The 22,785-nt window shown below is 54.3% G+C and carries 26 protein-coding genes and 1 riboswitch; of the genes, 14 read left to right on the top strand and 12 right to left on the bottom strand.

What is annotated here, in order from left to right; genetic code table 11:
- Positions 1 to 1,050, bottom strand: a complete 1,050-nt coding sequence (locus PHN51_02255; protein ID MDD2817605.1) for a terpene cyclase/mutase family protein — start codon at positions 1,048 to 1,050, stop codon at positions 1 to 3.
- Positions 1,051 to 1,119: 69 nt separating this feature from the next.
- A riboswitch (adenosylcobalamin (AdoCbl) riboswitch) is annotated at positions 1,120 to 1,268 on the bottom strand.
- 24 nt (positions 1,269 to 1,292) lie between these two features.
- Between PHN51_02255 and PHN51_02250 the strand changes: the two genes are divergently transcribed.
- Both PHN51_02250 and PHN51_02245 read left to right on the top strand, forming a co-directional pair.
- Entirely contained in the window at positions 1,293 to 2,294 is a 1,002-nt protein-coding gene (locus tag PHN51_02250; GenBank protein ID MDD2817604.1) for an aldo/keto reductase family protein, read from the top strand.
- A gap of 14 nt (positions 2,295 to 2,308) precedes the next feature.
- A complete protein-coding gene (locus tag PHN51_02245; protein MDD2817603.1) occupies positions 2,309 to 2,518 on the top strand; it encodes a hypothetical protein in 210 nt (69 codons plus the stop codon).
- 3 nt (positions 2,519 to 2,521) lie between these two features.
- Here the strand turns inward: PHN51_02245 and PHN51_02240 are convergent, their stop codons facing one another.
- Entirely contained in the window at positions 2,522 to 3,100 is a 579-nt protein-coding gene (locus PHN51_02240) for a DUF3043 domain-containing protein (protein ID MDD2817602.1), read from the bottom strand.
- A gap of 17 nt (positions 3,101 to 3,117) precedes the next feature.
- Positions 3,118 to 4,377 (bottom strand): quinolinate synthase NadA, encoded by a 1,260-nt coding sequence (nadA, locus tag PHN51_02235; GenBank protein ID MDD2817601.1) that lies wholly within the window; start codon positions 4,375 to 4,377, stop codon positions 3,118 to 3,120.
- A gap of 34 nt (positions 4,378 to 4,411) precedes the next feature.
- Here nadA and PHN51_02230 point away from each other — a divergent pair, with 34 nt between their 5' ends.
- Together PHN51_02230 and PHN51_02225 are read left to right on the top strand one after the other, a co-directional pair.
- Positions 4,412 to 4,771 (top strand): iron-sulfur cluster assembly accessory protein, encoded by a 360-nt coding sequence (locus tag PHN51_02230; protein ID MDD2817600.1) that lies wholly within the window; start codon positions 4,412 to 4,414, stop codon positions 4,769 to 4,771.
- 73 nt (positions 4,772 to 4,844) lie between these two features.
- Positions 4,845 to 5,519 carry a hypothetical protein gene (locus tag PHN51_02225; GenBank protein ID MDD2817599.1) on the top strand — a complete coding sequence of 225 codons (675 nt, stop codon included), beginning with the start codon at positions 4,845 to 4,847 and terminating at the stop codon, positions 5,517 to 5,519.
- Positions 5,520 to 5,606: 87 nt separating this feature from the next.
- Here PHN51_02225 and PHN51_02220 read toward each other — a convergent pair whose 3' ends face one another.
- Positions 5,607 to 6,020, bottom strand: coding sequence for a hypothetical protein (locus tag PHN51_02220; GenBank protein MDD2817598.1), 414 nt, complete (start codon positions 6,018 to 6,020; stop codon positions 5,607 to 5,609).
- A 40-nt stretch (positions 6,021 to 6,060) separates the two neighbouring features.
- Here PHN51_02220 and PHN51_02215 point away from each other — a divergent pair, with 40 nt between their 5' ends.
- Positions 6,061 to 7,041: a carbohydrate kinase family protein gene (locus tag PHN51_02215; protein MDD2817597.1), complete on the top strand. Its 981-nt coding sequence runs from the start codon at positions 6,061 to 6,063 to the stop codon at positions 7,039 to 7,041.
- Between the two features lie 5 nt (positions 7,042 to 7,046).
- Complete coding sequence (gene aat / locus PHN51_02210) at positions 7,047 to 7,709, top strand: leucyl/phenylalanyl-tRNA--protein transferase (GenBank protein MDD2817596.1); 663 nt, start codon at positions 7,047 to 7,049, stop codon at positions 7,707 to 7,709.
- Here aat and PHN51_02205 read toward each other — a convergent pair.
- Entirely contained in the window at positions 7,690 to 7,953 is a 264-nt protein-coding gene (locus PHN51_02205) for a sulfurtransferase TusA family protein (GenBank protein ID MDD2817595.1), read from the bottom strand. The two genes, aat and PHN51_02205, sit on opposite strands and share 20 nt — an antisense overlap.
- Positions 7,950 to 9,065, bottom strand: a complete 1,116-nt coding sequence (locus PHN51_02200) for an aminotransferase class V-fold PLP-dependent enzyme (GenBank protein MDD2817594.1) — start codon at positions 9,063 to 9,065, stop codon at positions 7,950 to 7,952. The genes PHN51_02205 and PHN51_02200 overlap by 4 nt, the downstream gene beginning before the upstream one ends.
- A gap of 179 nt (positions 9,066 to 9,244) precedes the next feature.
- On the opposite strand from PHN51_02200, the gene coxB reads away from it, so the two are divergent.
- Genes coxB through PHN51_02185 form a run of 3 tightly spaced genes read left to right on the top strand, consistent with a single transcriptional unit; the run spans position 9,245 to position 12,152 of the window.
- Complete coding sequence (gene coxB, locus PHN51_02195) at positions 9,245 to 10,060, top strand: cytochrome c oxidase subunit II (GenBank protein ID MDD2817593.1); 816 nt, start codon at positions 9,245 to 9,247, stop codon at positions 10,058 to 10,060.
- Entirely contained in the window at positions 10,057 to 11,757 is a 1,701-nt protein-coding gene (gene ctaD, locus PHN51_02190; GenBank protein MDD2817592.1) for a cytochrome c oxidase subunit I, read from the top strand. The genes coxB and ctaD overlap by 4 nt, the downstream gene beginning before the upstream one ends.
- On the top strand, positions 11,757 to 12,152 hold the full coding sequence (locus PHN51_02185) for a cytochrome c oxidase subunit 4 (protein ID MDD2817591.1): 396 nt from the start codon (positions 11,757 to 11,759) through the stop codon (positions 12,150 to 12,152). Before ctaD ends, PHN51_02185 begins: the two co-directional genes overlap by 1 nt.
- A gap of 72 nt (positions 12,153 to 12,224) precedes the next feature.
- Here PHN51_02185 and PHN51_02180 read toward each other — a convergent pair whose 3' ends face one another.
- The 5 genes from PHN51_02180 to PHN51_02160 all read right to left on the bottom strand — a co-directional run bounded on the left by PHN51_02180 (position 12,225) and on the right by PHN51_02160 (position 17,509).
- The gene (locus PHN51_02180) at positions 12,225 to 13,259 is read right to left on the bottom strand and encodes a hypothetical protein (protein ID MDD2817590.1); all 1,035 of its coding nucleotides are present in this window, start codon (positions 13,257 to 13,259) and stop codon (positions 12,225 to 12,227) included.
- A 79-nt stretch (positions 13,260 to 13,338) separates the two neighbouring features.
- Positions 13,339 to 15,072, bottom strand: coding sequence for a ubiquinol-cytochrome c reductase cytochrome b subunit (locus PHN51_02175; GenBank protein ID MDD2817589.1), 1,734 nt, complete (start codon positions 15,070 to 15,072; stop codon positions 13,339 to 13,341).
- Positions 15,069 to 16,139: a Rieske 2Fe-2S domain-containing protein gene (locus tag PHN51_02170; protein ID MDD2817588.1), complete on the bottom strand. Its 1,071-nt coding sequence runs from the start codon at positions 16,137 to 16,139 to the stop codon at positions 15,069 to 15,071. Before PHN51_02170 ends, PHN51_02175 begins: the two co-directional genes overlap by 4 nt.
- Positions 16,136 to 16,921, bottom strand: a complete 786-nt coding sequence (locus PHN51_02165; GenBank protein MDD2817587.1) for a c-type cytochrome — start codon at positions 16,919 to 16,921, stop codon at positions 16,136 to 16,138. The genes PHN51_02170 and PHN51_02165 overlap by 4 nt, the downstream gene beginning before the upstream one ends.
- Positions 16,922 to 16,972: 51 nt before the next feature.
- Positions 16,973 to 17,509 (bottom strand): heme-copper oxidase subunit III, encoded by a 537-nt coding sequence (locus tag PHN51_02160; protein ID MDD2817586.1) that lies wholly within the window; start codon positions 17,507 to 17,509, stop codon positions 16,973 to 16,975.
- Positions 17,510 to 17,704: 195 nt separating this feature from the next.
- Here PHN51_02160 and PHN51_02155 point away from each other — a divergent pair, with 195 nt between their 5' ends.
- Together PHN51_02155 and trpD are read left to right on the top strand one after the other, a co-directional pair.
- Entirely contained in the window at positions 17,705 to 18,121 is a 417-nt protein-coding gene (locus PHN51_02155) for a hypothetical protein (protein ID MDD2817585.1), read from the top strand.
- Positions 18,122 to 18,127: 6 nt separating this feature from the next.
- Positions 18,128 to 19,219 (top strand): anthranilate phosphoribosyltransferase, encoded by a 1,092-nt coding sequence (gene trpD / locus PHN51_02150; GenBank protein MDD2817584.1) that lies wholly within the window; start codon positions 18,128 to 18,130, stop codon positions 19,217 to 19,219.
- Here the strand turns inward: trpD and PHN51_02145 are convergent.
- Positions 19,209 to 20,984, bottom strand: coding sequence for a DEDD exonuclease domain-containing protein (locus tag PHN51_02145; GenBank protein MDD2817583.1), 1,776 nt, complete (start codon positions 20,982 to 20,984; stop codon positions 19,209 to 19,211). The two genes, trpD and PHN51_02145, sit on opposite strands and share 11 nt — an antisense overlap.
- A 65-nt stretch (positions 20,985 to 21,049) precedes the next feature.
- Between PHN51_02145 and PHN51_02140 the strand changes: the two genes are divergently transcribed.
- The 3 genes from PHN51_02140 to PHN51_02130 all read left to right on the top strand — a co-directional run bounded on the left by PHN51_02140 (position 21,050) and on the right by PHN51_02130 (position 22,776).
- A complete protein-coding gene (locus PHN51_02140; protein ID MDD2817582.1) occupies positions 21,050 to 21,322 on the top strand; it encodes a hypothetical protein in 273 nt (90 codons plus the stop codon).
- 40 nt (positions 21,323 to 21,362) lie between these two features.
- Positions 21,363 to 21,593 (top strand): hypothetical protein, encoded by a 231-nt coding sequence (locus tag PHN51_02135; GenBank protein ID MDD2817581.1) that lies wholly within the window; start codon positions 21,363 to 21,365, stop codon positions 21,591 to 21,593.
- Positions 21,594 to 21,666: 73 nt separating this feature from the next.
- Positions 21,667 to 22,776, top strand: a complete 1,110-nt coding sequence (locus PHN51_02130) for an NlpC/P60 family protein (protein ID MDD2817580.1) — start codon at positions 21,667 to 21,669, stop codon at positions 22,774 to 22,776.
- The last annotated feature ends 9 nt before the right edge of the window (positions 22,777 to 22,785 follow it).

The following is a 22,785-nucleotide window of genomic DNA, read 5'->3' as shown; positions in this document are numbered from 1 at the left end:
TTACTTGGTGACTGAATTCAGCAGTTGAGCCACGAGGTCGGTCTTCTTCGCGCCAAAGGATGCGGGATTAAGTCCGGTTGCCTGTGCGACAAGAATTAAGCCGCCATTTGCGGCAGCCTTGAACTTGTCGCCACTACCGGTGTAGGCGTCAACATTCTTTTGAAGTGCCGCGACGCCTGCATCAATCGCGGGCTTTGCAAGCTTCGCTGACGAGAGAGCCAACACTGCGTTGGTAGTAGCGTTCCAATCTGTTTGCTTTGGATCCATCGATGATGGAAGCGCACCGCGCGTTGCCATCAATTGCTGAGACAAGTAGGTCGCAACCTTGTTGATCACTGGAGACTTACATGTGGTTTTGTTGACTGATCCAAATGTTGTGGGCTTTGTGATTGGCAAACTGCCTGCTAACCCAAGGAGGCCTTGGCCTGATGCAAGTGCATCAGTGACGCCGCCTGGTTGATATGGCAGACCGAACGTTCCGGTACCCGTGCAAGCAACCTGTGTTGCCGCCAGGTACCCACGTGCACTGTTACCCGCTGTTTTGATCACCGATGATTTTGGCGAACCGTTCAGTGCTGCGAGCACAAGTCCAGTTGAGTTCACATCAGAAGCGCCACCCAGGGTGTAGCCCCAGCCGCCATCTTTATTTTGCTTAGTCAGCAACACTGCGATTGCTTTGTCTGCTGCGGAATTTTCTTTCACTACGCGCAACGCCATTGCGCCAAGCGCCGTTGCATTGGAATCAGCGCCAGTGAACGTCGCTGGGTCTGGTGCAGCACATGCGGTGCGAATTGATTTGCGATATTCCTCAAATGAACCATCAAGGCATTGCTGACTCTTGAGCCAAGTGACCGATTGCGTCGGGACTTTATTCAGTGGGGCTAGAGCAAGGATTGCAATTGATTGACGGTAAACGCCGTCATAGGTCGGATCCATTGATCCAAATAATCCTGCATCGGGGGATGCGGCCATTGCGGGAGAGATTAGACCGATGGACGCCAAGCTGACGCCGGCAACAGCGGTGATGGTGCGAGTGATGGTGCGTTTCATTTTTCTCTTTCGGTGAGCGGGCCAAGAAACGAGTTGCCCGCAAACCAATGGAAAGCACCCAAAGGTTCAATGGGGCCCGTTCCGTTGCCTCGACGGATGGAGCCGCTCGTACGTGTCAGGTGCTCCGACTTGCCTGCTTTGCACAGGATTACGGTTGCGGGACAGCGCCGGAATCTCACCGGACTTCCCCTGAATTTCAAGTACGTGGATGAAGTTGTGCATCACATCCTAGGGTGTATTCCATGCAGCATCGATACCTAGGTCGAAGCGGTCTCAAAATCAGTGAAATCACGCTTGGTAACTGGATTACCCATGGTTCACAGGTTGACGACCCAACCGCTCATGCGACGGTTCACGCAGCGTTGGAGGCGGGAATTACCTCATTTGACACGGCAGATGTGTATGCCGGAACTAAGGCCGAAGAGGTATTGGGTGCTGCACTGAAAGGTCAGCGCCGCGAAGGCGTTGAAATTTTCACCAAGGTGTATTGGCCAACAGGGCGTGGTGCCAATGACCGTGGCTTGAGCCGCAAGCACATGATGGAGTCCATCAACGGATCCCTGCGTCGGCTTGGCACAGATTACGTGGACTTGTATCAAGCCCATCGATTTGATGTTGAGACTCCGCTTGAAGAAACGATGCGTGCATTTGACGACATGGTGCGTCAAGGCAAGGTGATGTACATCGGTGTTTCTGAATGGAATGCTGAACAAATCCGGGCAGCAATTCAAATTGCCGATGACATGGGCTTTGACCGATTGATTTCAAATCAACCGCACTACAACATGTTGTGGCGAGTGATTGAAGAAGAGGTGGTACCAACTTCTCAGGAGCTGGGTGTTGGTCAGATTGTGTTCTCCCCAATTGCGCAGGGGGTGCTCACCGGTAAGTACTTGCCAGGGCAGCCACCACCGGCTCAGTCACGAGCAACAGATGAAAGTGGCGGAGCAAACATGATTGCGCGGTGGATGCGCGATGAAGTACTCACTGCTGTGCAACGCCTTGTTCCAATTGCGCAAGAGTTGTCATTAACGCCAGCACAGTTAGCTGTTGCTTGGGTGCTCAATCAACCAAATATTTCTGCTGCAATCGTTGGAGCCTCACGTGCAGAGCAAGTTCATGAAAACGTGAAAGCATCTGGTGTGGTGCTTTCTGAAGATGTCTTGACTGCAATCGATCTGGCTCTTGGAGATGTCGTGAGCACGGATCCAGCACTGACCACTTCGCCAACGACTCGACCATAGAAACGGATTTGAACATGGACTGGACCTGGCAAACCCAACGCGCCGATGGCTCAAGCGCAGAATCAATCTTGGCCAATGATTCGTCATTCCCAACGCAAAGCGATGCAGAATCTTGGATCGGTGAGAATTGGCAAGAGTTGCTTGATGAGGGTGTTGAGCAGGTGTCTTTGCTCAATGGTGCAACGGTTGTGTACGGCCCGATGAGTTTGCGTCCAGCTGAGTAGCAGTTACTTAGGTGCGCCACCGCGACGAACGCGTGCAGGTGGAAGGCGTAAGCGACGGAACTGCATCACGCGCAAAATCGCGTAGAGAGTTAGCCCCTTACGGTCAGCAGGATTTGGCAAGGCTTTCGTTGCTGCTTTGTTGAGCAAGACCACCATGATGATGACGTCGATGACCATAATTGCTGTAAAGGCAAAGAAGATGATGGTGACCCAAAATTGAATTGCTGTAACTGGCACGAAACCAAGAACGAGCACTGCAACTGCAACAACGATGAAGTACTCAGCCAGCGCAAATCGTGAATCTACAAAGTCGCGGGTAAAGGCCTTGCCTGGCCCTTGGTCGCGTGCCTGCAAGTAGCGCTGATCGCCCGCCATCATTCCTTGACGTGAGCGTTCGCGATCTTGGCGGGCGCGATCGCGTGCAGCCTTCTTGGCTTCCTTGGGATTGTTGGGAACCTTGGCGCGAATCTTGCGAGCCGCTTCTGCATCCTTGCGGCTTGGAGTTGGTCGGCCTTTACCGCTGGCGGACTCTTCCGTACTCGAAGCCGGAGTTTGTGCAGATTCTGATTTGTTTCCAAACATGTGTTCAGCGTAGCTGGTTAGTCACGCACAGTTGACGGGCCGGGAAGGGCAAGCATGCGATCAAGGGCAACTTTGGCCCAATGAGCGGTATCGGGGTCAACGATGATCTGGTTGACCAAGTTGCCATCGGCTAAGGATTCAAGGGCCCACACCAGGTGCGGAAGATCTATGCGGTTCATAGTTGCGCAGAAACACACGGAGTGATCAAGGAACACGATCTGCTTGTCTGGATTGTCTTGAGCCAATCGCTTCACCAAGTTCAGTTCAGTGCCAACCGCCCACGCAGTGCCAGGTTCAGCCGCTGCAATTGTGGCAATGATGGCCTCAGTGGAACCGACGACGTCGGCGTTTGCGACCACTTCATAGGCGCATTCTGGATGCACGATCACGTTCACACCAGGCACTTGTGCTCGAACATCGGCAATTGCCTTGGCAGTGAACCGTGCATGAACCGAGCAGTGGCCACGCCACAAAATCATTTTGGCTGCGCGAAGTTCTTCGGCACTCACGCCACCGTTGGGTAGAAGTGGATTGAAGATGACGCAGTCTTCAAGGCTAAAACCCAAGTCCATAACTGCGGTGTTGCGTCCTAAGTGCTGGTCTGGAAGGAACAACACTTTCTCGCCCTGTTCAAAGGCCCATTCAAGGCTGCGCTTTGCGTTGCTCGATGTACAAACAGCGCCGCCGTTACGCCCGGTGAATGCCTTGATAGCGGCAGTTGAGTTCATGTAGGTGATGGGCACGGTGACATCTGCAATGCCTGCTTCTTGCAAGGTCTTCCAACAGGCTTCGACCTGGTTGATTGCTGCCATATCTGCCATTGAGCATCCGGCGGCCATGTCGGGCAGGACCACGGCTTGTGAGGCTGAGGTGAGGATATCGGCGCTTTCGGCCATGAAGTGCACACCACAAAACACGATGTATTCAGCTTCGGGATGTGCCGCGGCCTGTTGAGCTAACTTGAAGGAGTCTCCGGTTACGTCAGCGAAATCGATGACTTCATTGCGCTGGTAGTGGTGACCCAAAATAAAGACCCGATTACCTAACCTTGCTTTAGCGGCGCCAGCTCGCGCCACCAGGTCTGGATCAGAGGCTTGGGGGAGTGAACCTGGACATTCCACGCCTTTTTCGCTGTCAGGATCCGCATCGCGGCCAAGGAGAAGCAGTGCCAAAGGCGTTGGCTTGGGCTCGAGCCCGAGTTCGGTCATCTGCATATTGTCCACATTCGTTGCCAAAAATGGGAATGGGATGTGAAGTTGGGTTGTTAGACCTGACATAGACTCCTCTTTACCAACCTACGGAAGGACCGCCATGACCACTGACGTCACCATTGAGGCGCCAACGACTGACGGCATCGTGCTCACTGAGACCGCTGCATCGAAGGTCAAGGCCCTTCTTGAATCCGAAGGTCGCGATGACCTTGCACTGCGCGTTGCCGTGCAGCCAGGTGGATGCTCAGGACTTCGCTACCAACTCTTCTTTGATGACCGCAAGCTTGATGGCGATGTCAACAAGGATTTCGAAGGCGTTGCCGTGGTCACTGACCGCATGAGCGCTCCGTACCTCAATGGTGCAACCATCGACTTCGTTGACACCATCGAGAAGCAGGGCTTCACGATCGACAATCCAAATGCCAGCGGTTCCTGTGCATGCGGCGATTCATTCAGCTAAACCTGAACGAAAAGATTTAACCTTGAAGGGTCCGCGAATGCGGGCCCTTCATTGCATTTCAGGGAGAAGATTTATGTCACGCAAGCGCACCGCACTCTTGGCAACCTCCGCTGCATTCGCAGTTGCTTCAGTGCTCGCACCTGCAGCGATGGCTGCGCCGTCAGTTGCCTCAAAGATGTTGTCAAAGAAAGAGGTGCCTTCGGTTTTCGGTAAGGCGAAGAACTACGACTTCAATTCAGCAAGCCCCGACAAGTCAATTTGGTTGTGCTCGAATGCCGCTGGCGTGACGTTGTATTCACAACCGGCACCAAAGAATCAGCCAGTTGTTGACATCGAAACCAAGAATGGCAATGCATACACCTCGGTGACGGAGCATGTGTATGAGTACGCGAGCGCGAAAGATGCGCTTGCTGCCTACAACTCCCTTTATGCAGGTTCGAAGAAGTGCGACGGTTCAACAACGGCTCAAAATGGAACCGACACCACCAGCAAGATCACAGAAACCTGGACGACCGGTTCGAATCCCGGAGCGATTTACCAGAATTTCTACGTAATGGATCAATCAAATTTCGAAAGCTCTATCCCGCGTTACAACGATAAGACGTCTGCTTTCACGCTGTACTCACAAACTGGCAACGTCATCATCGCAACGACCGCTTATGTGAATCCTCAGGAAAAGTTCACGCCAGCGGAGATCACCGCGGTTTCGCAACTTGGCATCAACCTCACCGCGAAGTGGGCGAAGTAGACCTGAGAAGTTAAGAAGTAGACCTGAGAAGTTAAGTGGTGTGGGGCAAGGCCAATGGTCTTGCCCCACACCACTTTCTCCGTCTCTTTACAACGATGTGCGAGTCAGGGTCACGTAGAACGCTGTTGGTGGGTCATCCGTGCGAACGAACTGCAAACTCATTGTGCTGTCTTGGACAAAGCCATTGAAGGAGCCACCTACCTCGGCCAAGGTAATTTGACCATTTGAGGGAGCGGCGGAACCCACAAGTGCGGCTTCTAGGTTGTTGCCTTGGTTGGTCCACTTCTCAGTTCCCCAGAGCAGCACACCTTCTTGCTTGGTGATCACGATCGATAACGATGATGTTTCAGTGCCATGAGTCACGCTTGGGTAGGAGTAGGTGCCACTCCAAGTACCTACGAGATTTGTCGCTGCAGAGGTGTCTTGGGAGCTGCATCCAGCAACAGTGGCAGCGGTGAGCATTGTTGCCGAAGCGATGAGAATCGCGGAACGTGTGCGCATGGCGAAAGTATGCCCGGTTCATTGACTACAGTCCTGCCACATGGCCATCCTCGTAACTGGATCTATTGCTACTGACCACCTGATGACGTTTCCCGGGAAGTTCACCGAGTCATTCGTCGCAGACAAACTCGACAAAATCTCTGTTTCATTCTTGGTGAATGACCTTGAAGTTCGACGCGGTGGTGTTGCGCCCAATATTGCTTTTGGTATGGGACGCCTAGGTTTGAATCCAGTGCTTGTAGGAGCTGTTGGTGCTGATTTTGCAGAGTATCAAGCTTGGCTTGAACGCCATGGAGTGAACACATCCGGCGTGCATGTCTCAGAGCTTCATCACACCGCGCGATTCATCTGCACAACAGATACTGAACAAAACCAGATCGCCTCGTTCTACCCAGGCGCGATGCAAGAAGCTGCAAACATTGAGTTGCGGCCGATTGTTGATCGCGTCGGTGGGGCAGATGTAGTGCTCATCGGCGCGAACGACCCAGGAGCGATGGCACGTCATACCCAAGAGTGCCGTGACCGCGGCTATGACTTCGCTGCTGATCCAAGTCAGCAGCTTGCCTTCATGGATGGCGAAGATATTGCGCCATTGATTGAGGGTGCGAAGTATCTATTCAGCAATGAGTACGAAGGTGCGTTGATCGAACAAAAGTCGGGGCTCAGCACGTCCGATCTTGCTGCAATGGTGGAAATTCGAGTAACCACGCTGGGTGCGCAGGGTGCACGTATTCATCGTCGAGGTGCGGAGCCCGTTTTCGTAGGCGTATGTACGCCGGAACGCATTGCAGATCCAACAGGTGTTGGCGACGCCTTCCGATCGGGCTATCTCACAGGTATCCAATGGGGATTAGGCGATGAACGAGCAGCGCAGGTTGGTTCTTTGATGGCTACTTATGTCATCGAAACCGTGGGCACTCAGGAGTACACCTTTACTCGAGAGTCATTCCTTGATCGGCTTGCCCAGAATTACGGGGATGCAGCTGCTGCTGACGTTTCTGCGCATGTGGTGGTGTCGTAAGTCTCGTGACCCTCATTGATCCGGGCCCATGTGTGTGGAATCTTCCTGATCCGCGCGACGGAGAACCCGGTGAAGAGATATTGGCAATTGGCGCTGACTTAGCTCCCTCAACATTGCTCTCTGCCTATTGCAGTGGGCTTTTTCCTATGCACGTGTCGACGGGTGAACTCGCGTGGTGGTCACCTGATCCGCGCGGAGTGATGGACCTCAATAATTTGCAGGTTTCAAGGTCATTGAGAAAATCAATTCGCCGCTATCGCGTCACGTTCGATACAGCCTTTGAAGCGGTGATGCGCGGATGTGATGAAGGCCGAAATGAATCGTGGATTACTGATGAATTCATTTCGTCATACTGCGCACTTCATGAAATGGGATGGACGCACTCAGTTGAAGTGTGGGATGGCGACGAACTTGTCGGTGGCTTGTATGGCATTGAAGTTGGCGGGTTATTCGCCGGCGAATCCATGTTTCATCGCAAACGTGATGCATCAAAAGTTGCATTCGTTGCTCTTGTGGAACGGCTTAAAACCGCTGGAGGTATTCGCCTTTTTGATGTGCAGTGGAAAACTGATCACCTAGCAAGCCTTGGGGTGGTTGAAATCCCTAGAAATGTATATCTTGATTTACTGGCAGAAGCAGTTGCTGCGCCTAGTTGTTTTTCGCAATGAATTGAACGATGTAACCAACACCAACCCCACCATCGGGTGCCAGCACTTCACCAATGAATTCAGCACCTTTAAGTCGGCACCAAGCAGGAATGTCATATTGCGCTGCTGGATCGTCAGCGAGTACTCCAACAACGCGTGAAGCATAAGCATCGTCGTTCATCCACTGTGTTTGGGCACGCGCAAGAGCGATCACTGGAATAGGGCAACGACGTCCGCGTTCATCAAGCCAAAGTTCGGGGCTCATGCGCCGGCCTCGGCGCGTAACTGGCCAACAACGAGCACAAGAGCGTCAACGAGTGCATCAACATCATCAATCGTGCAATTAAATGGCAGTGAAATGCGCAGGTTGCCACCGGTGAATGCGCCGATGGCAACGAGTACATGACTTGCTCGATCGCTATCTGCAACACAGGCTGAACCGCTTGCTACTGCGAATCCGCGTCGATCAAGTTCGCTGACCAGCGCTTCACCGCTGACGTAGAGCACTGAGCAGTTCAGGATGTGTGGAACGCGTTGAACGGGATCACCGGCAAATGCGACATCGGCGATCTCATGTGAAAGCCGAGTGCGGAGGTGTTCGATGAGCTCAAACGTCAGACGACCTTGGTCGTCGACATGGGGGAGAAGCGATTCAAGTGCCGTTGCTGCGGCAACGATCGCCGGAACATTGGAGCCATCGCTCACCCAGCCATGCGGTGCCAAGCTGGAAGGTCCCCATGAAGATGTCGGGTGTGCGGCAATCACGGTCACTCCGGCTGGTCCACCCCAACTACTGGCATGGCCAAGCAGGACGGACCACCCTGCAGGGACTGGTGCCCGCCCGATGATGGCGGTGGCATCGAGCAACAGGGGCAGTGCAGTCGATGAAATGCCAGATAAGTCTTGAATTGTCCCAATTTCAATATTCGCCGCCTGGATGACCAGCAACGCTTGACTTAGGTCTGCACGTGAACTCACATCAACATGGCCGAGGGCATCAACTGTCAACGAGGTGAGCGGTAGGCCAGTTTCCTGGCAAGCATCAAGGAGGGCCAAGGTCTCAATGGGGCTGTGCATGATCTGCGTGATTCCACGAAAGCCAGGAATGGCCCATGATGCAGCCACACTCATCGTGGGAGCCAAAAAGATCTGGTCGGCTGTGAGTTCCACACCGGTGACCGTTGTCAGGCTGGCGGCCAGACTGGCCCGGGCCGTATGAGCTAAAAGAGCCGATTGGCGGCCTGCTTGGTGTGCGCGAATTGGATCTGCCCAGCCCAACTCGTTAGCCCGCGAGAGTGCCCGAGCAGTTGCGGGCGCCATTTCGAGTCCGCCAACGGCGTCAAAGTACCCGCGAGGTGCACGGGGTAGGCCAGTCATGGTGTGCACGGTACTTGGGGGCGGACAAACGGGGCAAAAATTGAGCGGCGGATCACATGGATCCGACGAGAAGTTGTGAGGAGCGGTGCGCTAGTCTCCCTGGAGTTTGTGCTTTCCCGAAGTGGACTGAAAGGCGACTAGTGGCTTCCACCGCGCACCAGCCGAGAGGCGCACGCACCATGCGGCGTGCAGCTATCGGATTTGGCACCATTGCAATTGCAGTCTTCCTCTCAGGATGTACTGCCAACGAGGCGTTCTTCTTTGATTTGCCTGAACCGGCAACCAAAGAAGGCTTCATCATCCAAGACCTCTGGCAGGGCTCATGGATCGCTGCGTGGATCGTTGGTGCTTTCACGTGGGCGCTCATGTTGTTCGCTGCGGTGGCCTACCGTCGCAAGAAGCGCCAAGGTGCTCCAGTGCAAACCAAGTACAACCTGCCAATTGAAATTCTGTACACCGTTGTGCCGTTGATCATGATCCTTGGTTTGTTCTACTTCACGGCTCGCGATCAAAGTGAACTGCTCACCGTGAAAAACGATCAGCAGCAAAGCGTCGGCGTCGTGGGTTACCGCTGGAGTTGGGGCTTTAACTACCTTGACCAGAAGGTTTACGAGACCGGAATGCCACAAGGCGAAGGCACCGTTGGTGAACCACCAACGCTGTGGCTGCCAGTCAATGAAAAGGTACGGTTCGAACTGAACTCACCTGACGTCATCCACTCCTTCTGGGTGCCAAGTTTCTTGTTCAAGATGGACGTTATTCCAGGCAAGACCAACGTTTTCGAACTCACACCAAACAAAGTAGGCACCTTCGTTGGCAAGTGTGCTGAACTGTGCGGTGTCGACCACTCACGCATGTTGTTCAACGTGAAGGTGGTTGAAAAGCCGGCTTTTGATGCGCATATGGCTGAACTCAAGGCCAAGGGCAACACCGGAACCTTTAACAGCGAACCATTTAGCAACCAAGGCACCATGCCAGGGGAGAAGACGGTATGACGATTCTGAGCGAACGCCCAGTCGCAGCTGCGCCAGAGCCTGCACCTAAGCCGAAGAAGTCCCTGGGCTCAGTCGTTGTCTCATGGATTACCTCAACTGACCACAAGGTCATTGGCTACATGTACCTCATCTTGTCAACGTTCTACTTCGTACTTGCAGGCTTGATGGCTGTTGCGATACGTGCGGAACTTACAGTTCCTGGTCTGCAAATTGTTTCGTTGGAGCAGTACAACCAACTCTTCACGATGCACGGCACCATCATGCTTTTCCTCTTCGCAACGCCACTGTTTGTGGCCTACGGCAACATCATCATGCCTTTGCAAATTGGTGCACCTGACGTTGCCTTCCCACGTTTGAACATGCTGGGTTTCTGGCTGTTCTTCTTCGGTGGCTTGGTTGCCGCAGCTGGCTTCTTCACCCCAGGTGGCGCTGCAGCCTTCGGTTGGTTTGCGTACGCACCTCTGAGCAATGCGGTGTTTTCACCAGAAGTGGGTGGCAGTTTGTGGTTGCTCGGTTTGACCATGGGTGGTCTGGGAACGATTCTTGGCTCGGTCAACTTCATCACCACCATCTTCTGCATGCGCGCACCTGGCATGACCATGTTCCGTATGCCGGTCTTCACCTGGACGGTTCTTGTCACCAGCGTGTTGGTGCTCCTGTGCTTCCCAGTTCTTGCAGCCGCGTTGGCGATGGCCTTCATTGACCGTGAATACGGATCACTGGTTTTCGCGTCAGAGAACGGTGGGGCCATGCTGTGGCAACACTTATTCTGGTTCTTCGGGCACCCTGAGGTTTATATCTTGGCGCTACCGTTCTTCGGTATCGCTAGCGAAATCATTCCTACCTTCTCGCGTAAGCCAATTTTTGGTTACAAAGGCTTGGTCTTTGCAACGCTGGCAATCGGCGCACTTTCGATGGCGGTATGGGCTCACCATCTCTACGTGACTGGGTCGGTCTATCTGCCTTACTTCGCGATTATGACGATGCTGATCGCAGTGCCAACTGGCGTGAAGTTCTTCAACTGGATCGGCACCATGTGGAAGGGCTCGGTTCAGTTTGATACACCGATGCTGTGGACCATGGGCTTCTTGGTCACCTTCTTGTTCGGTGGCTTGACCGGCATCATCTTGTCGGCACCACCGTTGGACTTCCACGTGTCAGACAGCTACTTCGTTGTTGCTCACTTCCACTACACCGTCTTCGGCACCGTGGTCTTCATGTTCTTTGCCGGCCTGTACTACTGGTGGCCGAAGATGACCGGCAAGATGCTGAACGAGAAGATCGGCAAGTGGCACTTCTGGCTGCTGTTCATTGGTTTCCAAGTGACGTTCCTGATTCAGCATTGGTTGGGTGTTCAAGGAATGCCACGTCGGTATGGCGATTACCTTCCAGCTGACAATTTCGAGGTGTTCAACCAGATTTCAACGGCTGGAGCAGTGCTACTGAGTATTTCGATGCTGTTCTTCTTCTGGAACGTCATCACAACCACGAAGAACGCACCAAAGGTCACAGTTGATGACCCTTGGGGTTGGTCAAGTTCATTGGAGTGGGCAACTTCTTGCCCACCACCGCGCCACAATTTCGTTGCGCTTCCTCCAATTCGCTCAGAGCGCCCAGCGTTCGATCTCCACTATCCAGAACTCTCGGATACACCAACGCAGATGAGCAAGCCGGCAGCAGTTGGGAGCGGCCACTAATGAAGATTGAAGGCAAGCTCTTTGCTTATGGCACGCCGTTTTTCTTTATCGTGGCGTTCATCTACAACTACGTGTCACATGATCCAATCGGCACCACTGTATTGGCGATGTGTGGTGGTTTGACTGCGCTCGTTGCGTTCTATGTTCTCTACACGGCTAAGCGCGTGTTCCCACGCCCAGAGGATCGCGGCGAAGCAAATATTGATGAAGCCGATCCAGAATATGGCTTCTTCAGCCCGCATTCATGGTGGCCATTGATGATTGGTTTTGGAACAACCGTGGTCGTCCTTGGTTTAGTCTTCGCAGTCTGGTTGACCGCACTTGGAGCATTCGTGCTCGTGATCGCACTGGTTGGTTGGCTGTTTGAGTACTACCGCGGAAACTTCGCCCAGTAGTTACCCACGAATTGAGAAGGGTCGGCGCCAATGGCACCGACCCTTCTGCTTTATTGAAATGCCGTGGGGGTCTTAGGACCTGACTGGGGAAAACGTCACTATGGCTACAACTGCCCAGCAAGCGGCCAGCACAATCGCTCCTATGGCGCCAAACACCTCGATGGCAGTGATGTTGGTGGTTTGACCAAGTACAGCAGTTGACAGGGTGAGAGCACCGATAGGGAAGACCAGTCCCCACCACCCAGGCTGGATTGGGGCAGTGCCCGTCTTGCGAATGCCCCTGAAGGCGATGAGGGCGTAGAGCGACCACCACAGACCAAAGCCAAGACTAAGCGCGCTGGCCATGACTCCGAAGGCTGAAGGGACTTGGAGCCAGTCGATCGTCGTTGCAGTTGCGGATTGCTGAAGTCGGATCGCGCCCAGGCCGATCAAGCCTGCTGGGGCTAGGGGAATCCATAAACCCGTGGCCAACGGGCCCAAGAATGGGCTCCCCAACACCATGCGCGCCACGAACAGACTGAACATACCTAGGAAGAGCAACAAGCCAAGGCCGTAGAACGCAAAGCCAATAATGAGGAGTAGCTCTGAGGCGCCAAGGTTGGCTTCGATGATCGGGGCCAATGCCACTGGGATCAGCAGGTTCATGACAGGGGGGATGAGCCACCCGCCGTGAATGTCATTCATCTGCAGATCAGTTTGCATGATGGCCAGCGCCCAGGTGAGTGAAAAGACGATGACCAGCAGGGCGCCGATAGTCAAGAGAATGCCTGCGATCCAAAGCGATAGGCCCGCTAACACCAGCTCAGGGCCCACACGCCCCCACGCTGCTGAGAGCACGAGTAGCCCGGCGGGCAAGGTCGCCAGCATGGGCCCTGCGGTGGGGTTGGAGATCTCCTTCATCAAGGCCAAACGGTCGCGAAAGCGCCTGAGATAGCGCGGGAGCAGGATCACGCCAAGCAGGCTGGCTACAAGGAGCCCCACTGCGCTAGCGACGTTCAACCAGTCGGCATCCCCCGTTGAACCTTCGGTTGACAGCACAAGCGCAAGAGCGCCTGTGCCCATCACAGAGCCATACCAAGCGGGGTGTTGTGGTTGAGCAAATGCCATAACAGCAACCTATCGAAACGAGGCAATGAAGAAGGCCCCCAACATGTGTTGGGGGCCTTCTTCATTGATGCTTTGACACTTAACGTTCGTTCTGTTGCTCTGCATTCGTGTCGGCCATTCCAGGATGGTGCAACACACCACCATGGAACGTGCTGATCTGATCGGCATCTTCGTAAGCATGAAGCGGTGCTTCGAGCTCGGAACCATGCGCTGCGTGCGCCTGACCGGCTTCAATTTCTGCAGCCGATGGCAGCGGCACATTTTCACCGTAGAAGAAGTGGCTGAGCTTTGAACGGCGGTTTTGGCTCTTGTACTTCTTGTTCTTCACACCATCGATATCGGTCTTCTGTGGAGCTGGGAGAGGAGCGACATCGTTCTTACTGGTGATGACTGCGAGTTCCTTAACCGACAGTGGCTCATGCGCTTCGATGAATTCACCGTGTGGCAGGCGCAAGATGCGGCCAGCTTCGTACCCGTGCAGCAACTTTTCGCGATCACGACGCTGTAAGCCCAGGCAGATGCGACGAGTTAACACGAACATCAACGGTGGCAATACGAAGTACGAGATACGCAAGGCCCAAATAATGGAGTTGAACGACATATTGAATGCAGACGCGATCAAGTCGTTACCGCCACCGATGAACAGCAGCAAATAGAAGGTGATTGCCATGACTCCAAGACCGGTACGGGTAGGAGCATTGCGTGGGCGATCAAGGAGATGATGCTCGCGCTTGTCACCGGTGACCCATGCTTCAATGAATGGGTACGCACCTAGTGCTGTGAAGATGATGCCCGGAATGATCACAGCTGGAACAAGGACGTTCCACGACAGCGTGAACCCAGCAATTGTGCTTTCGAGGTTCGGCATCGTTCTTAATGCACCATCAAGCCAACCGATGTACCAGTCAGGCTGGGTTGCCGCGCTGACTTGATCTGGGACGTATGGGCCGAAGGACCAAATTGGGTTAATGGTGACCAGACCACCGATCAAGGTGATGATGCCAAAGACGATGAAGAAGAAGCCACCTGCTTTTGCCATGTAGACCGGCATCAATGGGTAGCCCACAACGTTGTCGTTGGTGCGACCAGGCCCAGGGAACTGGGTGTGCTTTTGGGTGAACACCATAATCAAGTGAACAGTGACCAAGGCCAAGATCAACCCTGGAATCAGCAGGATATGGATTGCATAGAGCCGCGAGATGAAGTCGGTCCCAGGGAATTCACCGCCAAAGAGCAGGAAAGCTCCCCACGTACCAATAACTGGGATTGACTGCACAATGCCGCGAGCAATCTGAAGGCCCGTGCCGGAAAGAAGGTCATCTGGAAGTGAGTATCCCGAGAAGCCTGCTCCCAAGCCCAAGGTCACCAACACCACACCGATAATCCAGTTGAACTCACGTGGCTTACGGAATGCACCAGTGAAGAACACGCGGAACATGTGAACCGACATCGACGCAACAAAGATCAACGCTGACCAGTGGTGCATCTGGCGAATCAACAAACCGCCACGCACATCGAAGGAGATATCCAGCGTGGAGGAATATGCCTCGGACATCTGGATGCCCTTAAGAGGCACGTATGACCCGTCATAGATGACTTCAACCATTGAAGGCTTGAAGAACAGGGTGAGATAGGTACCTGTCAGCAGCACAACGAGGAATGAATACAGGGCAATCTCACCGAGCATGAACGACCAGTGATCAGGGAATACCTTGCCAAGGTTGCGTGCTAAGAACTTATTGCTTCCTAATCGTTGATCAACGTAGGTTGCTGCGCTTGCACCTTTTGTTTCGATAGGGCTTGTCGTACTCATCCACGCTCCCAGAAACTAGGTCCGACTGGCTCTGCAAAATCAGCGAGAGCTACCAGGTAGCCCTCATCGTCTACACCGATTGGCAACTGCGGCATATTGCGCGCTGCCGGCCCAAAGACTACCGCCCCAGCATTGGCCAAGTCGAAGGTCGACTGATGGCAAGGGCACAGGAGGTGATGGGTGCGTTGTTCGTAGAGGGCGATTGGGCAACCCACGTGCGTGCAGATTTTGGAGTAGGCCACGATGCCTTGGTAATCCCAACCATCGCCTTGTTGGGCAACAATTTCCGATGGATCCATACGCACGAGGATGATCGCTGCTTTGCCGCGCGCATTGAGGTTTTGGTCATGATGCTGAACTTCACGCAAACTGGCTGGTACAGCTGAGACCAAGCCACCGACAGGGAGATCTTCAGGCTTGACGAAGAGCTGAGGCCCGGTGAGGAGATCCTCTTCGTTTGCTGGAGTGTCAACAACGATGCGTTCGCCCTTGCGCCAGATGGTGTGCGAAAGAATCTCATCTGGGCTTTCTTTCCCGCTCAGACCACCGCTCCAAAGATCGCGAAGCAGGAACAAGGCAGGAATTGGGAACAGCGCCATCGCGCCGATCAACGTGCGACGAATGATCGGATAGCGAACAAAGCCCGACTCTTCTTTGCCACGCTCGTAGTTGGCTGCAGCTTCTGCCGTTGCATCAGCAGGTGAGGTCATTTCATGGCGCATCTGCACCACTTCGACATCGGGCATCAATTTCTTAGCCCACTGAATCGCGCCAGCGCCAATGAGGAAAATCGACAGGCCACTGGTCAGACCCAGCATGATGTTGAGAAGTCCAACTTCACCGAACACTGGGATATACACCACGGTGTCTTTATCGATCGTGACAAACGAAACGATGAAGGCGATCACCAAAACAATGGACAGCAAAAACATGCTGGCGACTTGCCGCTCAGCGCGCTTAGCGGCCTTTGGGTTGGTGTCCGCTGCCCGAAGTACGTGCGGAACGTCAGCCACAGGGGAGTGGCCTAATTTTGCCGGCTGTGAGCCGTGCGGAGTGATGTCGGTCATCGCGCCTTAATTCCGATCCAGATGGCAGCTCCGATGAGAGCTGCGAAAACTGCGGTCCACAAGAACAAGCCTTCAGTTACCGGGCCAAGTCGACCAAGGTCGAGTCCTCCTGGGCTTGAAGCATTCTGGAGGTCGTCAATGTAGGCCAGGATTTTTTTCTTGTCGTCCACAGGCAAGGTGCCGTCACTGAAAACTGGCATGTTCTGTGGGCCGGTGATCATGGCCTCGTAAATTTCAGTTGGTGTTGCCTGCATGAGGTTTGGTGCGTACTTACCTTGAGTCAGTGCACCACCTTGGCCTGCAGCCTGGTGACATTGAGCGCAGTTCGTGCGAAAGAGAACGCCACCTTGTGCAACATCGGCACCTTCAAAATCGATCTGTTCCGCAGTTGGGATGGCAGGGCCAGGGGCCAAAGAAGCCACATATGCAGCCAGCGCTGCAACTTGCTCTTGCGTATACGTGTTGGCCTTAGCTACTGCCTGGGCACCAGGAGCAGCCATTGGCATACGCCCAGTGGACACCTGGAAGTCAACCGCTGCTGCACCAACACCGATCAGCGTTGGCCCATTTGCGGAGCCTTGGGCTTCCATGCCATGGCAAGAGGAACACCCGGCAAGGTAGAGCTTCTTGCCTTCTTCGACCTGAGTTTGGGAACTCGCTGATGCTTGTGCCGGTTGCACATTCGCGATGGCTGCGTAGCCGCCACCAACCGCGACGAGCGCGGCAAGTAACAGGCCAAGTGCAACCAGTGGATTGCGCCGACGTGCGGCCAGGAACTTCACTCGCTGGGACCTTTCCTTGTTTGAGTACTGCAGGAGGGAAAGTGAATGGGATTACTTGAGGATGTAGATCATGAAGAACAGACCGATCCACACGACGTCAACAAAGTGCCAGTAGTACGAGGTGACGATGGCACGGGTGGCCTGATCATGGGTGAAGCGCTTAGCCACGTAGGTCGTTGCCAAGACGAAGAGGAAGGCAACCAAACCGCCGGTCACGTGAAGTCCGTGGAAACCGGTAGTCAGATAAAAGGCGCTTCCGTACGCACTTGACGAAAGGGTGAGGCCTTCGCGCACCAAAACTGTGTATTCGGTGATCTGACCGGCCATGAAGAACGCGCCCATGAGGAACGTGATGATGAACCAACGGCGCAACATCTTGACGTCACCACGTTCAGCAGCGAACACACCAAGCTGGCAGGTCACCGAGGACAACACCAGCACGGTCGTGTTGATGCTGGCGAACGGGATGTTGAGCAGCGCGGTCTCGTTGGCCCAAAGCTCAGGATTCACCGCCCTCAGGGTGAAGTACATGGCGAAGAGTGCAGCGAAGAACATGAGTTCGCTGGACAGCCACACGATGGTGCCAATCGACACCATGTTGGGGCGATTCGCCGGAGCGTGTGTGTATGCGGAGGGAACGGTTGCGGTTGCCACAGGGCGAGTCTGGCAGATCGCCGCTGCGAATGCTCCCTGACCCCGGTCTATTTAGTTAGGGATTCGTCACATTTTTTTGCCGGGGTGCCCGAAGGGGTGGATTTGGGTCCGTGCGGCTACAGTTCACGGGTGACTTCAGCACCTGCCCCACGCCCACTTCGCGTCCTGGTTTATAGCGATGATCACGCTGTTCGACGCGATGTCCTGCTGGCCCTAGGTAAGCGCCCAGTGCCAGGGCTCCCAGAGGTGACCTACCTCGAAGTGGCCACTGAGCCAGCCCTCATCGCGGCAGCAGATGCCGGCGGTATCGATCTGTTCATCCTTGATGGGGAAGCAACCCCAGCTGGTGGCATGGGAATCTCACGTCAGTTGAAAGACGAGATCTACGAATGCCCGCCGATACTGGTGCTGATCGCCCGTGCCCAAGATGCATGGTTGGCAACCTGGTCCCGCGCTGATGCAGTTGCTGCGCACCCCATCAATGCCATTGATCTAGCGATGCGCGTGGGCGAGCAGTTGCAGCGCCGGGTCGCTCGCGCAAGTTAATTTTCCGTGAGCACCGATCCCACCTGGTCGCAATTGCTTGGTGCATTGGTCGCAGGTCAGGAACTTTCTCCAGAGCAGTGCTCATGGGCCATGCAACGCATGCTGGCCGGCGAGGCAACTGATGCGCAGATTGCCGGTTTTGTTATCGGCATGCGAGCTAAGGGCGAAACTTCAAACGAAGTGAGCACCCTCGTTGCCGAAATGGCCAAGCATGCGAACACTTTCACCACAGAGCTACCAGCCATGGACATTGTTGGTACAGGTGGAGATCAAGCCAACACAGTCAATATCTCAACGATGACAGCATTGGTCGTTGCTGCTAGTGGAATCCCAATCGCCAAGCACGGCAATCGCGCAGCATCATCACAAACAGGCACGGCGGATGTGCTTGAAGAACTTGGCGTTGCAATTGAGCTCACGCCTGAACATGTGAAGCAATGTGTTGATCACGTTGGTATTGGATTCGCCTTTGCGCCACGCCATCACCCCGCGATGCGCCATGTAGGGTCCGTGCGAAAAGAGCTTGGTATTCCTACGGTTTTCAACATCCTTGGGCCGCTATCTAATCCTGCAGGCACAAAAGCGATGCTGCTCGGTGTTGCAGATATTCAGCGTGCACCAGTGATCGCTGAAGTGCTCGCAGCTCGCGGCGTGCGCGCGCTTGTGGTGCGAGGTGATGACGGCCTTGATGAGCTTTCTACAACCACGACATCAACCGTTTGGGATGTTACTGGTGGCAGTGTTGTAAAAACCTCGTTCGATCCAACTGCGCTTGGATTGAACGCAGTGAATCCATCAATGCTTGTTGGTGGCGATCGCGTACGCAATGCATCACTTCTTCGCCAAGCAATGGGTGTCGATGTCATCGATAATGGCCAGGCAGAACGAATCACTGCGATTCAGGATGTTGTTGCCCTGAATGCGGCAGCAGCACTCGTTGCGTACGACTCGCTCAGCGATATTGGTTTAGCGGGCACACTTCAGGAGCGCGTCGCTGCAAAACTTCCTCAGGTTCGTGAAGTTCTCAGCGGTGGCGCTATTGCCGAAGTGTTGACGAGATGGATTGCTTTGAGTCAAGAACTCAGCCTCAAGCAATAGTGCGAATTCTCGTTACCGCATCCATTGCGGGACCGATCGGACGCAATGATGGCAAACCAGAATCAACCTGGAGTACGGCCGTGTGTGCCGCTTTTCTGGCTGAAATGAGCTGATTCATTAAATGTCCACCGCAGTGCACTGGCATGGATAGGGCCGCGCTCGTGCGTACAAGGCGAACGCCAGGTTGATCGATCCAATCGGCGATTGCTGCCGTTTCCTCGGTCAGTACCTCGTGCATCCCAGCATCAGATGTCGCAATCAGGGAATCAACGATTGGAAGTGGGTCGATGCCGGGATCGGCAATAGCTGCGCCAGCCAGGCGCCCGTAGCGAATCACGTGAATTTCCCAGCCGCCACTAGCAGTTGGGCATGCGGCGACGAGTTCTTCAATCTGACATAACTGGCCTAAGCGATGCAGTCGAACACTTGACTGAGCCAACATGGTTAAGCGATCACGCCACATCGCGGCGTCCTCGAAACGTTCTTGGGTACTCAGGAATTGCAAGTGCGCAGTGATTGATTCGGTGATCTCTCGCAAATCTCCGGCCATTGCGCGAGAGGCGCGGGCAACCTCGCTTTCATGCGGTTCGTAAGTTCCCTGACAGGGCGCAACGCATCGACCAAGATCAAAGCGGCCACAGCCACGTGCGGCCGATGTGTTTACTACTGCAATCTTGCGAAACTTGGTTGTGCAGGTGCGAATGTTAAACACCCAGTTCAGAGTTTCAAGTGCGTTTTGCGCTGCATGTCGACCGCTGAAAGGTCCAAATGCCAACGTGTTGTCATCCTTAGGTGTGCGCACAATAGTGAAACGAGGAACGGCTTCGCTGGTCAGGGTGATCCATGCTTGCGACACAGGTTTTTTCGAACGCACGTTATAGCGTGGCTGCTCACTGGAGATGAGACGCAATTCGCGCACGCGAGCTTCGAGAACACTTGCGCACACAATTGGTTGAACTTGTGTTGCAATGCCAACCATTTCATTGATGCGGCGTCGAGTTTCACCTGCAGTGAAGTAGTTGCGCACTCTTGCTTGAATGTTTTTCGACGTTCCAACATACAAGGGCGAACCTTGAGCATCACGAAACACATACACACCAGGCTTTGAGGGTAAACCCTTTGCTAGGTAATGTTTTTCACGTTGCTTGACGGTGACACGAGAAGTAAATGCTTTGAGTTCTTCAAGTGTGTTCACGCCAAGATTTGCTATGCGTTCTATGAGTCCGTGCAACACGTCAACAGTTGCACGAGCATCATCAAGTGCGCGGTGTGTTGGGGTTGTGGGTGAGTGGAAGTGTGCGGCAAGTGTGCCGAGTTTGCAGTTCGGAACTTCGTCACGTTGCAAAGCAACACGCGCTAACCGTGCGGTGTCGACTACTTGAGGTTTAGGCCACGCGAGATCTTGCTGCACGCAGGCAGCAGTGAGAAAGCCAATATCAAATGGCGCATTATGTGCAACGACAACCGCATCGCCGATGAATTCAAGAAGTGACGGCATGACTGCTCGAATAGTTGGCGAGCTTGCAACGAGCGAATCAGTGATTCCAGTGAGTGCTGCGATGAACGGTGGAATAGCAACTTGGGGATTCACCAATGTTGCGAATTCGCCAAGAACTTCACCACCGCGGACTTTTACTGCACCAATTTCAGTGATGGCAGCGGCTTTCGGGCTGCCACCCGTGGTCTCTAAGTCGACGATGACAAAGGTGGTCTCGAGCAGGGGATGACCCAGATCCTCGGTAGCCAATTGCTCGTACACACTCATGAGGGTATGTCGCCCGTGTGACAGTGCGCGGCAGGTTCGCCACACGTGGCCATTAGGATTTAGGGGTGGCAAACACTCTTCCTGATGACAAGTCCCGGTTCCGCTGTGCCCATTGTGGCAACCTGACCCGGTTTACGGTGGTGCGCTCGTCACGCGTGCAGGAGTTCTGGCACCTAGATATGGCGGGTGTTCCTGTCATTGAAGAACGCGAAGTTCTCTCTGAAGAGGTTGAAAAGATCCAATGCCGTTGGTGCAATGCCAGCGATGCTGTTGAGATCGTGGCTCGTCCAGAATTTGGTGGTCCAGCCAGTGAAGGCCCAGGAGACGGCGGAGTCTGAGGCCAGCTGATTGTCAGACCCAGGTTTTAGCGTTCTGGGTATGAACATTGACTGTGATCTGTGCACGGCAGCCCCGCTTGCTTGCGGGGATTGCGTTGTTTCCGTTTTGTTAGGAATGCCGGAATTTTCCACACATGACGTACCGGCGATCGCTGATGAGCATGTGGCGGCGGTCACAGCCTTGGCGCATGGTGGGTTGGTTCCCCCATTGCGTCTGGTGATGGGCCCGGGAAATGGTCCAAATATCGGCGCGAAGCGGCGGGCCGGATAGCCCTTCGTGTTACCGTCGTAGCGTTCTGAACAGAGAAAAATGCTGGTTTAGGGCATGCGGGAACGGCCCGCAGGTGGCAGGCGTCTTACCCAAGATGTTTCACACCGGCGCACGCGAGGAAGGTCTTGTCTTGGCTCACCAACGACATCGTGGACTTGCCGCGTTCCTAGGAGCCGTCATCACGCTTGGCAGCATTGTTTCCATCTCGGCGACTTCAGCGAGCGCAGAGCCGGGGAACTTGGCAGCTGTTCGCAATCATGTGATGGATCTGCAAGCCAAGGCAGAGAGCGCAACTGAGCGTTTCAACGAGGCGCAGGGTCGCCTCAATGATGTCAATGCCACCCTGGCGGTTCTCAAATCTAAGGCTGCCCGTCAACAATCTGAACTCAACGCAGTACGTGGGTCTGTTGATAACTTGGCTCGAGCCACGTATATCGGCGGAGGCCTTGATAGTTCGCTGCAGATTTTGCTCGCGGATGATCCAAGTCAGTTCCTGTCTCAGGCTGCGGCAGTTGATCAAGTCGCGAAAGCTCAGTCGGCTTCAATTCGACGCACCCAAACTGCACGGCTTCGTCTCGCGCAAACCCAGGCTGAGATGGCTGCCAAAGAAAAAATTGCCCAAGGCAATCGCAATGAGATGGCCTCAGCCAAACGTGAAGCCGATAAGCAACTTGCTGCAGCAAGTGCTGTTCTTGCTGGTCTACAGGCTGAAGAACGCCAGCGTCTTGCTGCAATAGCTGCCAAAGCTAAAAAGGCTTCCCAAGCAGCGGCTAAGAAAGCAAAGCGTCAAATTTCAACTCGGCCAATTCCAGGTGTGAATCCTCGCGCCTCCAAGGCAGTGCGCTACGCGTTATCCAAAGTTGGCAATAGATATGTGGCAGCGCGATCTGGCCCCACAACCTTTGATTGCTCAGGTTTAACGATGGCCGCATGGCGGCAGGCAGGTATTTCGCTGCCGCACTACAGCTACTCGCAGTACAGCAAGGCGCGAAAAATTCCGTTGAGTCAGGCCAAGCCAGGTGACCTCGTGTTCTACTTTGGCGGCAGTGTTCACCACGTCGGTATGTATATCGGTGGCGGTAAAATGGTGCATGCAGCGAACCCAGGAGATGGTGTGGTCATTACTCCGGTGTTGGGCCCTTGGTACCGCACCTACTTCACCGGTGTGGGTCGCGTTCTCTAAATCGGTGTG

The organism is Candidatus Nanopelagicales bacterium, from assembly GCA_028687755.1.
Classification (GTDB): Bacteria; Actinomycetota; Actinomycetes; order S36-B12; family S36-B12; genus UBA11398.
Note: the sequence above shows the minus strand (reverse complement) of the source record. Positions and strands in the feature narration are given on the sequence as shown.

Coding starts and splice junctions, on each gene's coding strand:
- nadA (MDD2817601.1), bottom strand. CDS start 4,377: ATGTCAGGTCTAACAACCCAACTTCACATCCCATTCCCATTTTTGGCA.
- PHN51_02250 (MDD2817604.1), top strand. CDS start 1,293: ATGCAGCATCGATACCTAGGTCGAAGCGGTCTCAAAATCAGTGAAATC.
- coxB (MDD2817593.1), top strand. CDS start 9,245: ATGCGGCGTGCAGCTATCGGATTTGGCACCATTGCAATTGCAGTCTTC.
- PHN51_02135 (MDD2817581.1), top strand. CDS start 21,363: ATGAACATTGACTGTGATCTGTGCACGGCAGCCCCGCTTGCTTGCGGG.
- PHN51_02225 (MDD2817599.1), top strand. CDS start 4,845: ATGTCACGCAAGCGCACCGCACTCTTGGCAACCTCCGCTGCATTCGCA.
- PHN51_02245 (MDD2817603.1), top strand. CDS start 2,309: ATGGACTGGACCTGGCAAACCCAACGCGCCGATGGCTCAAGCGCAGAA.
- PHN51_02230 (MDD2817600.1), top strand. CDS start 4,412: ATGACCACTGACGTCACCATTGAGGCGCCAACGACTGACGGCATCGTG.
- PHN51_02255 (MDD2817605.1), bottom strand. CDS start 1,050: ATGAAACGCACCATCACTCGCACCATCACCGCTGTTGCCGGCGTCAGC.
- PHN51_02175 (MDD2817589.1), bottom strand. CDS start 15,072: ATGAGTACGACAAGCCCTATCGAAACAAAAGGTGCAAGCGCAGCAACC.
- PHN51_02170 (MDD2817588.1), bottom strand. CDS start 16,139: ATGACCGACATCACTCCGCACGGCTCACAGCCGGCAAAATTAGGCCAC.
- PHN51_02205 (MDD2817595.1), bottom strand. CDS start 7,953: ATGAGCCCCGAACTTTGGCTTGATGAACGCGGACGTCGTTGCCCTATT.
- PHN51_02215 (MDD2817597.1), top strand. CDS start 6,061: ATGGCCATCCTCGTAACTGGATCTATTGCTACTGACCACCTGATGACG.
- PHN51_02240 (MDD2817602.1), bottom strand. CDS start 3,100: ATGTTTGGAAACAAATCAGAATCTGCACAAACTCCGGCTTCGAGTACG.
- PHN51_02185 (MDD2817591.1), top strand. CDS start 11,757: ATGAAGATTGAAGGCAAGCTCTTTGCTTATGGCACGCCGTTTTTCTTT.
- ctaD (MDD2817592.1), top strand. CDS start 10,057: ATGACGATTCTGAGCGAACGCCCAGTCGCAGCTGCGCCAGAGCCTGCA.
- PHN51_02180 (MDD2817590.1), bottom strand. CDS start 13,259: ATGGCATTTGCTCAACCACAACACCCCGCTTGGTATGGCTCTGTGATG.
- PHN51_02200 (MDD2817594.1), bottom strand. CDS start 9,065: ATGACTGGCCTACCCCGTGCACCTCGCGGGTACTTTGACGCCGTTGGC.
- PHN51_02220 (MDD2817598.1), bottom strand. CDS start 6,020: ATGCGCACACGTTCCGCGATTCTCATCGCTTCGGCAACAATGCTCACC.
- PHN51_02145 (MDD2817583.1), bottom strand. CDS start 20,984: ATGAGTGTGTACGAGCAATTGGCTACCGAGGATCTGGGTCATCCCCTG.